At 35.3% G+C, this 10,303-nt stretch carries 10 protein-coding genes and 1 riboswitch; all 10 genes read left to right on the top strand.

What is annotated here, in order from left to right; translation table 11 throughout:
* Nucleotides 1–10 precede the first annotated feature (10 nt).
* The 10 genes from GX308_07530 (at nucleotide 11) to GX308_07485 (ending at nucleotide 10,302) form a co-directional block, all read left to right on the top strand.
* Nucleotides 11–595, top strand: a complete 585-nt coding sequence (locus tag GX308_07530) for an orotate phosphoribosyltransferase (protein NLK21918.1) — start codon at nucleotides 11–13, stop codon at nucleotides 593–595.
* A gap of 181 nt (nucleotides 596–776) precedes the next feature.
* Nucleotides 777–1,526, top strand: coding sequence for a TIGR02206 family membrane protein (locus GX308_07525; GenBank protein ID NLK21917.1), 750 nt, complete (start codon nucleotides 777–779; stop codon nucleotides 1,524–1,526).
* Nucleotides 1,527–1,605: 79 nt separating this feature from the next.
* Nucleotides 1,606–3,870, top strand: a complete 2,265-nt coding sequence (locus GX308_07520) for a glycoside hydrolase family 95 protein (GenBank protein NLK21916.1) — start codon at nucleotides 1,606–1,608, stop codon at nucleotides 3,868–3,870.
* A gap of 129 nt (nucleotides 3,871–3,999) precedes the next feature.
* Nucleotides 4,000–4,641 carry a hypothetical protein gene (locus GX308_07515; GenBank protein NLK21915.1) on the top strand — a complete coding sequence of 214 codons (642 nt, stop codon included), beginning with the start codon at nucleotides 4,000–4,002 and terminating at the stop codon, nucleotides 4,639–4,641.
* Nucleotides 4,642–4,655: 14 nt separating this feature from the next.
* Entirely contained in the window at nucleotides 4,656–5,108 is a 453-nt protein-coding gene (locus GX308_07510; GenBank protein ID NLK21914.1) for a hypothetical protein, read from the top strand.
* Between the two features lie 56 nt (nucleotides 5,109–5,164).
* Nucleotides 5,165–6,322: a 5-(carboxyamino)imidazole ribonucleotide synthase gene (locus tag GX308_07505; protein ID NLK21913.1), complete on the top strand. Its 1,158-nt coding sequence runs from the start codon at nucleotides 5,165–5,167 to the stop codon at nucleotides 6,320–6,322.
* Nucleotides 6,323–6,337: 15 nt separating this feature from the next.
* Nucleotides 6,338–6,856, top strand: coding sequence for a 5-(carboxyamino)imidazole ribonucleotide mutase (gene purE, locus GX308_07500; protein ID NLK21912.1), 519 nt, complete (start codon nucleotides 6,338–6,340; stop codon nucleotides 6,854–6,856).
* Between the two features lie 83 nt (nucleotides 6,857–6,939).
* A riboswitch (purine riboswitch) is annotated at nucleotides 6,940–7,041 on the top strand.
* 212 nt (nucleotides 7,042–7,253) lie between these two features.
* Entirely contained in the window at nucleotides 7,254–8,657 is a 1,404-nt protein-coding gene (locus GX308_07495) for an amidophosphoribosyltransferase (protein NLK21911.1), read from the top strand.
* Entirely contained in the window at nucleotides 8,654–9,679 is a 1,026-nt protein-coding gene (locus GX308_07490; protein ID NLK21910.1) for a phosphoribosylformylglycinamidine cyclo-ligase, read from the top strand. The genes GX308_07495 and GX308_07490 overlap by 4 nt, the downstream gene beginning before the upstream one ends.
* Nucleotides 9,673–10,302 (top strand): phosphoribosylglycinamide formyltransferase, encoded by a 630-nt coding sequence (locus GX308_07485; GenBank protein ID NLK21909.1) that lies wholly within the window; start codon nucleotides 9,673–9,675, stop codon nucleotides 10,300–10,302. The genes GX308_07490 and GX308_07485 overlap by 7 nt, the downstream gene beginning before the upstream one ends.
* Nucleotide 10,303: the final 1 nt, after the last annotated feature.

The following is a 10,303-nucleotide window of genomic DNA, read 5'->3' as shown; positions in this document are numbered from 1 at the left end:
GAGGAATCCCATGTTAAATAAAAATCGTGTAATAGAGATTCTAAAGAAAACCGAAGTTCTTCAAGAAGGACACTTCCTACTAACTTCAGGTAAACATAGTAACCAGTATATGCAATGTGCAAAAATTTTACAATATCCAAATTATGCGGAAGAAATAGCAAAAGGTCTAGCTGAGGAGTTCAAAAATGATAAAATAGACATAGTAATAGGACCTGCCATAGGCGGAATAATCATAGCCTACGAATTGGCAAAACAATTACAAACAAAGAACCTATTTGCAGAAAGAGATAACGGGAAAATGACCCTAAGAAGAGGTTTTACCATTCCCAAAGGAGCAAGAGTATTAGTAGCCGAAGATGTTATAACAACAGGGGGATCCGTTTTTGAAGTAATTGACGTTGTAAAAGAGCAGGGAGGAGAAGTGGCAGGAGTTGCCGTGTTAGTAGATAGAAGCAATGGGAAAGTAGACTTTAATACAAAACTTAGGGCAGCCCTAACAGTTGAAGTATTAGCCTATGAAGAAGTGGAATGCCCAATGTGTAAAGATGGAAAAATCCCTCTAGTTAAACCAGGCAGCCGTAATATTAAACAATAATTAAATAAACTAATGATTTTATAGAAATTCGGGTTACTAAAAAGTAACCCGAATTTTTACAAATTTTAAAGTCATGGTGTAATTAATAAGATTCATAGCAATAAACCATAGATGTCCTCATATAAATGTATTAATAAAAATTTGTTTTTGTTTCGAAAATAAACCTATAGAGGAGAATTATATGAGGAATTTTTTTGGAGAGAGTTATATAGGAAAACCCTTTGAAATATTCTCAAGCTATCATATTTTGCTTATAAGTATTATTTTTATCAGTTGTATTATAATATATTTATCTAAAAATAAATTAAGAAAAGAAAAGGTAAATACTTGTTTTAGATATACCATAGGTACTATTCTCCTTCTAGAACAGAGCTTATTATACCTATGGTATCATATAAATAATTCATGGACATCCTCAATATCCCTCCCCTTAAATCTTTGCGAAGCAGCAGTTATTCTTTCTATTTTCCTACTGATTACTAAGTCATATTTACTATATGAAATATTATATTTTTGGGGTATGACTGGAGTATTAGCAGCAATTATAACCCCAGATATAAATGGATATAACCATACCCATTTTATTTTTTATCATTTTTTTATAACCCATGGTCTAGTAATAATATCAGTATTATTTATGACATTTGTAAATAAATACAGACCTAAAGCCATTTCGATCATAAAAGTTATGGGTATAACAAATAGTTATATGGTTTTTGTAGCATTTATAAACATTATTACTGGCGGAAACTATCTTTTTATTTGCAGCAAACCGCAGTCAGCATCGATTATGGATTATCTAGGACCATGGCCTCTGTACATAATTTCTTTAGAGATAGTAGCATTAATCGGGTTTACCCTGCTCTATCTGCCTTTTAGCAGTATCGGCATACAGGTTATACATTTTTTAAAAAATCTATTATCTCTTTAAAGTTCTTATTTAATGATAGGATTCTATACATTAACATAAGCCTAAGGAGATGTTATAATAATATAAAGGGGGAATAAGAATGAAGCTTTGGTATGAGAATCCTGCAGAGGATTGGAATGAGGCTCTGCCTATTGGTTGCGGAAACTTGGGTGGAATGATTTTTGGACAAGTTCAAAGAGAAATTATACAATTAAATGAAGATACCTTATGGAGCGGGGGAGGAGGGGTAGATAGGCATAACCCAGATGCAAGGAGATATCTTGATGATATTAGAGGTTTTATAATAAAAGGTGAAATTGAAAAAGCAGAGGAGTTAGAAAAAATGGCAATGTTCTCTACTCCTGCCAATGAAAGGGTATACCAGCCCTTAGGAGATTTGTATATTGACTTTTTAAACCATGAAAAGGCAGAAGAGTATGAACGTCAATTAGATATAGAAAAGGCAATTGCTAAAGTTTCTTATAGGATTGGGGATATAACCTATACTAGAAAGTTTTTTGCTTCATATAAACATAAAATAATAGCTGTACATATATCTGCTGATAAAAAAGAGAGTATTTCTTTTATTACAAACTTAGATAGGGGTATCAATATTGATTATAACAAAGCTATAAAACCGAATGGGCTAGAGATGGGAGGAGAAAGCCAAGGAGAAAAAGGGATTAAGTTTTGCGCTAAACTTAAAGTAATCCCTGAGGGGGGAACTCTTAGGACTATGGGAGATAGGATTTATCTTAATAATGCTAATTCTGCCCTAATACTCTTAACTGCAAGAACTGATTACTGGGGAGATAAACCTAGTGATTGGTGTGATGAAATTTTAGAGATTGCAGGCAGACTAAGTTTTAAAAACCTTCAGGAAGAACATATTAAAGATTATACTTCTTTATTTGATAGGGTTAACTTAAAGCTAAATAGGGAAGATAAATACAAGAACATTCCTACGGATAAAAGATTATTAAGATTTAAAGATAGTCAGGATGATTTCGGGCTTATCGAGACCTATTTTCAATACGGAAGATATCTCTTGATAGCTGGGAGTAGAAAAGGAAGTTTACCCTGTAATTTACAAGGAATTTGGAATAAAGATATGGATCCCCCATGGGGTTCGAAATATACTATTAATATTAATACAGAGATGAACTATTGGCCAGCTGAAAGTTGCAATTTATCAGAATGTCATAGTCCGCTTTTTGAGTTAATTGAAAAGATGAGACCCTCAGGGAGAAAAAGTGCCGAGCTTATGTACGGGGCTAGGGGTTTTATGTGCCATCATAATACGGATATTTGGGGAGATACTGCCCCCCAGGACCATTATATGCCAGCAACTATATGGCCTATGGGAGCGGCATGGCTTACCCTTCATTTGTGGGAACATTATAGTTTTACCTGTGATAAGGTGTTTTTAGCAAAGGCTTATGACACCATGAGGGAAGCAGCACTGTTTTTCGTGGATTATCTTATTGAAAACGAAGAAGGTTACCTTGTTACATGTCCATCAGTTTCCCCGGAAAATACTTATATACTACCCAATGGGCAAAAGGGGAATATATGTATAGGTCCCTCTATGGATAGCCAGATAATTTATGATTTATTTACTGCTTGCATTAAAACCAATGAAATCCTAAATCTAGAAGATGACTTCATAGATGAAATATTAATCTTACGAGATAGATTGCCAAAACCGGAAATTGGGAAATACGGACAAGTAAAAGAATGGGCTATAGATTATGATGAAGCGGAACCAGGGCACCGTCATATATCCCATTTATTCGGGTTATATCCTTCAAATCAAATCACAGAAAAAGATAGGGACCTTTTTAAAGCAGCAAGAAGGACCTTAGAAAGACGGCTAGAACATGGAGGTGGCCATACAGGTTGGAGTAGGGCTTGGATTATAAATATGTGGGCGAGACTAAAAGACGGGGAATTAGCCTATAAAAATCTAAGGCAACTTCTTATAAAATCTACTTTGGCTAATTTATTCGATACTCATCCACCATTCCAAATAGATGGAAATTTTGGGGGAACTGCAGGAATTGCAGAAATGCTCCTTCAAAGTCATGGAGGTAAACTTGCATTTTTACCTGCTATACCCTCTGTATTTAAGGAGGGGTATGTTAAAGGATTATGTGCTAGGGGAGGTTTTACAGTAGATATCGAATGGAAAGACAATAAGCCGGTAAAAATACAAATACATTCTAAGGCGGGAAACACATGTCATATGCAAATAGACGGGAAAGTAAAAGTGTTAGATGGCCAAAATGAAGTATACGCATATCCAAGTGGAGATAGAATTATTTCTTTCGAGACAAAGAAAGGCTTAACTTATATAATAGAATGAGTGATTAAAGATATTATCAAGATGTATGGATAAAAAAATATAGGTATTAATCATTTAGGAGAAATCTGATATAATATTAAGATAAACAGAAAGGACAATCTTATCTAAGACATAAATGGAGTGATAAAATTGCAGAAATTTAAAGAACTATCGTTTAAAGAAAAACTTGAACATATTATTTACTATTACAAATGGCATATTATAATAGCTATATTTCTTATGATATTTAGTGGCTCTCTTATAAAAGGTTTTATTGAACAGGATAAGAATATTCCCTTAGGGACCCTTTCTTTTCAAGGGGTTGCCACAGACTTTGAAAAGATTGAAGCCTGGGAAGACATGGTTACACAAAAAATTAAAAAGGCCGATACCCAGCAAAAGGTCAGGGTAGACTTCTATTCCATAAGTTTAGATGGATTTGATGAATATTCTACTGCAAACATGCAAAAATATGTTACTTTGGCTGCAGTAGGGGAATTGGATGTGGTATGTGTAGATGAGGACTTCTTTATAAGTCAGGCGGAACTTGGAACCTTTATGCCTTTAGATACCCTACCTGAATTGTCTGTAATAATAGAAAACAATAAAGGTAATATAAAAAAGCTAATACCAAAAGAGCAAACCGAAGAACATATATATGGAATCAAGGTAACAGATTTAGATGCATTTAAAGATCTTGGGTATAATCCAGAAGGCATGATAATGGCAATATCAGCTTCAAGTAAAAGGCTTTCCTATTGTATTGAGATACTTAAATTTATTTTTGAATAATAGGAGGGATAAATATGAAATGTAAAATATTTAGATTAAGGGTTGTAGGGGAATTTCAAGAAGAAGATGAAGATAACTTAAACCAATTTTTAGAATCGGTTAGGGTAAATCAAATCCAGTCTAGTTTTATAGGTGATGGGCAAAACTATTGGTCTATTCTTGTTTATTATGATGAAGTTGAACCCATAAAAGACCCTGTTAATTCAACTTTAACCCAAGATATAACTCTAACTTCAGCTCAAAAAAAGCTATACGATATTTTAATTAAGTGGAGAGATACCCAAGCAGAATATGAAAACTTACCATCCTATGTAGTATCCTATAATCAATGGATTAAAGAAATGGTAATGCTACCTGTAAAAACTCTACAGGATTTAGATAAAATAAAGGGATTTGGAGAAAGAAGGGTGAAAAAATACGGCGATCAAATACTTAAAATCATGGAAGTATATCAAAAGATAGGTTAAACAATTGGTGATTAATGAAATAACAATATAAATGATAAATAGAGGTGGAATAGACATTGGAATTACTAAAACAAAAAATAGGAATCGTTGGTGGTGGGCAATTAGGTAAAATGATGATTTTAGAAGCTAAAAAAATGGGCTTCTATGTTGTTATCCTCGACCCTACCTTCAATTGTCCTGCCCATAGCATAGCAGATGAACATATAGTGGCAGCCTTCGATGACGATATCGCTATAAGAAAGTTAGCAGATAGGGTAGACATAATAACCTATGAATTTGAGCATATAGGAGTAGAAATATTAAAAGTCTTAGAACAGGAAGGGCATAAAATATACCCCTCCCCCAAAAGCCTTGAAGTTATTCAAAACAAATATGAACAAAAAGAACTTTTAAGGAAAAAAAGAATCCCCGTACCGGACTTTATATATATATCTGAGGAAGAAGATATAAAAGAGGCTGGTGAAAAGTTTGGGTACCCATTTATGTTAAAAAGCTGTAGGGGGGGCTATGATGGAAAAGGCAATGTCGTTATAAAGGATGCAGAAGATATTAAAAAGGCATACGAAATCCTTGGGGGAGAATCTAGGGAGCTTATGGCTGAAAAACTCATACATTTTACTAAAGAAATTTCAGTTCTTACTTGTAGAGGAATTGATGGACAAATAGTAGTATATCCTGTTGGAGAAAATGAACATGTTGATAATATATTAAAGGAGACTATAGTCCCAGCGCAAATTACAAAACGTCTTACGGAAAGGGCTATGAATATAGCCAATAGGGTGATGAAGGTTTTTGAGGGGGTGGGGATGTTTTGTGTTGAGATGTTTGTGACAGAAGATAAGAAAGTCTTAGTTAACGAGGTGGCGCCAAGACCTCATAACTCAGGACACTACTCCATAGAAGGTTGTATAACTTCTCAATTTGAACAACATATCCGGGCAATTACAGGGATTCCCCTAGGAGATACTTCCCTTATCCATCCGACGGTTATGAGAAACATATTAGCGAAAGGTGAAGAAGAAGGAAGTGCAGTAATATATGGTGTATGCGAAGCCCTAAATATTCCCGGGGTAAGACTTCATATATATGGAAAGGAAATGGCCAGTCCAAAAAGGAAGATGGGACATTTAATAGCTACCGGCGAAACTTTAGAAGAAGCTATAGAAAGAGCAAGAGAAGCTATAAAGTATATTGATATTTATCCCAAAGAGTAAGAAACGGAGGTCTATATGAAAACTGTAGGAATTATTATGGGAAGTGATTCAGATTTACCCATTATGAGCGAAGCTGCGAGGGTTCTTAAGGAGTTAGGAATTGACTATGAACTTACTATAATATCAGCCCATAGAACCCCAGAAAGACTGTATGAATATGCAAAAAAGGCAAGGGATAAGGGGTTAAAAGTAATAATTGCAGGGGCTGGGGGGGCGGCTCACCTTCCTGGTATGGTAGCGTCAATTACTACGGTACCAGTTATAGGAGTTCCTGTTAAAACATCTACCTTAAGCGGAATAGACTCCCTTTATTCTATAGTGCAAATGCCACCTGGAATCCCCGTTGCTACCGTTTCGATTAACGGGGCAAAAAATGCAGGGATATTGGCAGCCCAGATTATTGGAAGTTTTAATAAAGAGATAGAAAAAAAGGTGAGAAGTTACAAAGAAGGTCTTAAAAACATGGTAGAAGAAAAGGCAGAGGTTTTGGAGGATATCGGCTTTGAATCTTATTTATCCAAAATGAAGGAATGAAAGTCGAACATTAATTCAATAAAACAATATAAAATTCGAATATTATATTGACAGTATCTATTACCTATGATACAAATATAGATGTCTAATAATATTATAATACTCATATATACTCAACAATATGACTTGAGTGCATCTGCTTGGGAATCATAAATTTCTCGGCTATGGGTGAAAATGTCTAAGGGTAATGTTCGAGTTTTAAGGCATCTTAAAATAAATTGGACAGATTTCATGCATAGGAGTCTGTCTTTTTACTTTTGGTGTATTGCAGTTAATCTAAAGATATTTGTTGTCGTATCGAATGATAGATTTTTCTTTTGTTTACCATGGTACAATTAATATATGGTGATTTTAGGTGTAGGAGAAGATTCAGTTCATAATAGGAAGGGGTTCATCTATGGATTACGATATTTTTGATGACAAGTTTCATGATGAATGCGGAGTATTTGGAATTTACAACAAAGACGACTGGGACACAGCTGAAATGACATATTTCGGCTTGTTTGGATTACAGCATAGGGGACAAGAAAGTACTGGCATCGCGGTCAATGATAATGGGACCATTATTTATCACAAAGAGCAAGGATTGGTATCGGAAGTATTTGATGATGTGATTTTACGTCATTTACATGGAAAGGCGGCTATAGGCCATGTGAGGTATTCTGCTACTGGGGATAATTTAAGGGAAAATGTACAGCCTCTTATACTTAAGTATACAAAGGGTCATATGGCATTAGCACATAATGGTAATATAGTTAATGCAGGTAAAATAAGAAGCGGGTTGGAGGAAAGCGGGAGCATATTTCAAACAAACTCGGATTTGGAAGTAATAGCGGCTCTCCTATCTAGGGAGAGAATAAAATGTCATTGCATCGAAGATGCTCTAGTGACAGTGATGAAAACGATTAAAGGGGCGTATTCTCTTTTATTAATGACCCCCCATAAATTAATAGCAGCAAGGGATCCTTTGGGAATGCACCCTTTATGTATAGGTAAAAAACAAGACTCATATGTCTTTGCATCGGAAACGGTGGCTTTAGATATAATCGGTGCAGATTTTATAAGAGAAGTAAGACCGGGGGAAATTGTGGTTGTAAACGAAGGAGAACTTTCTTCTATTCAAACCGAGGCCCCTAAAGAGTCTAAAATGTGTATTTTCGAATTTGTTTATTTTGCCAGACCAGATAGCGTTATTGAGGGTTCCTCGGTTTATGAATCAAGGGTGGAAGCAGGAAAATTACTTGCAAGAGAACATCCTGTAGAGGCAGATTTGGTTATAGGTATTCCTGATTCGGGACTTGCAGCAGCAATAGGATATTCAAAGGAAAGTGGTATACCCCATGGGGATGGACTAATGAAGAATAGATATATAGGAAGAACATTTATACAGCCTAGTCAAGCCATGAGAGAGCAGGCTGTAAGATTAAAATTAAATCCTATTAAAAGTCAGATAGAAGGTAAAAAAATCATTATAATAGATGATTCCATAGTAAGAGGTACAACCAGTAAAAGAATTGTTAAAATGCTAAAAGATGCAGGGGCTAAGGAAGTTCACTTAAGGATAAGCTCCCCACCAGTACTATATCCTTGTTATTTTGGGATTGATACCCCCCACAGGAAACATTTAATTGCCAATCACTATTCCGTAGAGGAAATCGCAAGGATTATTGGTGCAGACAGTTTAGGATTTCTATCAATAGAAGGCGTGAAAAAAACACCTACTAAAGCAGAATGTGGATTTTGTACAGCATGCTTTGATGGTAAATACCCAATAGATATAGAGAAGGAGAAAACAAAATGAGTTTAGATTACAAAAAAGCAGGCGTAGATGTAGAGGCGGGCTATAAGGCAGTAAAATTAATGAAAGAACATGTAAAAGGTACATTTAGAGATGAGGTTTTAACAGATATCGGTGGATTTGGGGGATTGTTCTCCATAGCTAACCAAAAAATGAAAGAGCCCATACTTGTATCGGGGACAGATGGTGTTGGAACAAAGCTTAAATTTAGTTTCATAATGGATAAACATGATACCATAGGAATAGATTGCGTTGCCATGTGTGTTAATGATGTTATTTGTTCAGGGGCAGAACCCCTCTTTTTCTTAGACTACATCGCATGTGGAAAAAACATACCAGAAAAAATTGCAGAAATTGTAAAAGGTGTTGCAGAAGGTTGTAAGCAATCAGGGGCTGCTCTTATAGGGGGCGAAACAGCAGAAATGCCAGGATTCTATAAAGAAGATGAATATGACCTTGCTGGTTTTTGTGTAGGGATAGTGGATAGAGAAAGAATAATAGATAGTAACAAAATTAAAAAGGGAGATACCTTGATTGGGATAGCTTCTAGCGGAATCCATAGCAATGGTTATTCTCTAGTAAGAAAAATATTCAATCCCAATCGGAAAAATGTGAATGAATATATCGAAAAGTTAGGATGCACCCTAGGTGAAGAACTCTTAAAACCAACAAAAATATATGTAAAGGCTATACAAAGATTAAAGGAAGAAGTGGTAATGAAAGGCATATGTCACATTACCGGAGGAGGATTCATAGAAAATATTCCTAGAATGATTCCTGAAGCTCTTGGAGCAAAGATTTATCAAGGAGCGTGGGATGTGCTTCCTATTTTTGAATTAATGCAGGAGTTAGGGGGCGTTAGTGAAAAAGATATGTACAACACCTTTAATATGGGAATTGGAATGGTTATAGCTCTTGATAACAGTGAAAAAGAAAAAGCCCTTTCCATATTAAAGGGCTTAGGAGAAAAAGCCTATGTAATAGGAGAAGTTATTGAAAGTAAAACCGGGGTGGAGTTATGCTAAAAATAGGCATCTTAGTTTCTGGGGGAGGAACGAATTTACAAGCCATAATAGATAGAATGAAAGATGGAACAATTAAAAATGCTGAAATAGTGACGGTTGTAAGTAATAAGCCACAGGCATATGCACTTGAGCGAGCAAAGAATAATAGAATAGAAGCGGTATGTATAGCCCCAAATCAATTTGATAATAGGGAAGAATTCAATCAAAATCTGATAAATCATTTTAAAGAGAAAAAAGTGGACCTGGTAGTATTAGCAGGATATCTTGTGATATTGGGGGAAAGCTTTATACAACATTACAAGAATAGGATAATGAATATCCACCCTTCCCTAATTCCCTCCTTTTGTGGGGATGGATTTTATGGAATAAAAGTACATGAAGCAGTATTAGATAGGGGAGTTAAAATTACAGGGGCAACAGTCCATTTTGTAGATGAGGGGACAGATACGGGACCGATTATTTTACAAAAGGCGGTTAATGTAATGCAAGATGATACTCCAGAGATACTCCAAAAGAGGGTTATGGAAGAAGCGGAGTGGGAAATATATCCTAAAGCAATTTCCCTATATTGTGGGGGCAGAATAGAAATAAAGGATAATAAGACAATAATCCGTAATAAATAAA

It is taken from the genome of Candidatus Epulonipiscium sp. (assembly GCA_012519205.1).
In the GTDB taxonomy this organism is placed as follows: Bacteria; Bacillota; Clostridia; order Lachnospirales; family Defluviitaleaceae; genus JAAYQR01.
Note: the sequence above shows the minus strand (reverse complement) of the source record. Positions and strands in the feature narration are given on the sequence as shown.

Coding starts and splice junctions, on each gene's coding strand:
- GX308_07530 (NLK21918.1), top strand. CDS start 11: ATGTTAAATAAAAATCGTGTAATAGAGATTCTAAAGAAAACCGAAGTT.
- GX308_07525 (NLK21917.1), top strand. CDS start 777: ATGAGGAATTTTTTTGGAGAGAGTTATATAGGAAAACCCTTTGAAATA.
- GX308_07520 (NLK21916.1), top strand. CDS start 1,606: ATGAAGCTTTGGTATGAGAATCCTGCAGAGGATTGGAATGAGGCTCTG.
- GX308_07510 (NLK21914.1), top strand. CDS start 4,656: ATGAAATGTAAAATATTTAGATTAAGGGTTGTAGGGGAATTTCAAGAA.
- purE (NLK21912.1), top strand. CDS start 6,338: ATGAAAACTGTAGGAATTATTATGGGAAGTGATTCAGATTTACCCATT.
- GX308_07495 (NLK21911.1), top strand. CDS start 7,254: ATGGATTACGATATTTTTGATGACAAGTTTCATGATGAATGCGGAGTA.
- GX308_07490 (NLK21910.1), top strand. CDS start 8,654: ATGAGTTTAGATTACAAAAAAGCAGGCGTAGATGTAGAGGCGGGCTAT.
- GX308_07485 (NLK21909.1), top strand. CDS start 9,673: ATGCTAAAAATAGGCATCTTAGTTTCTGGGGGAGGAACGAATTTACAA.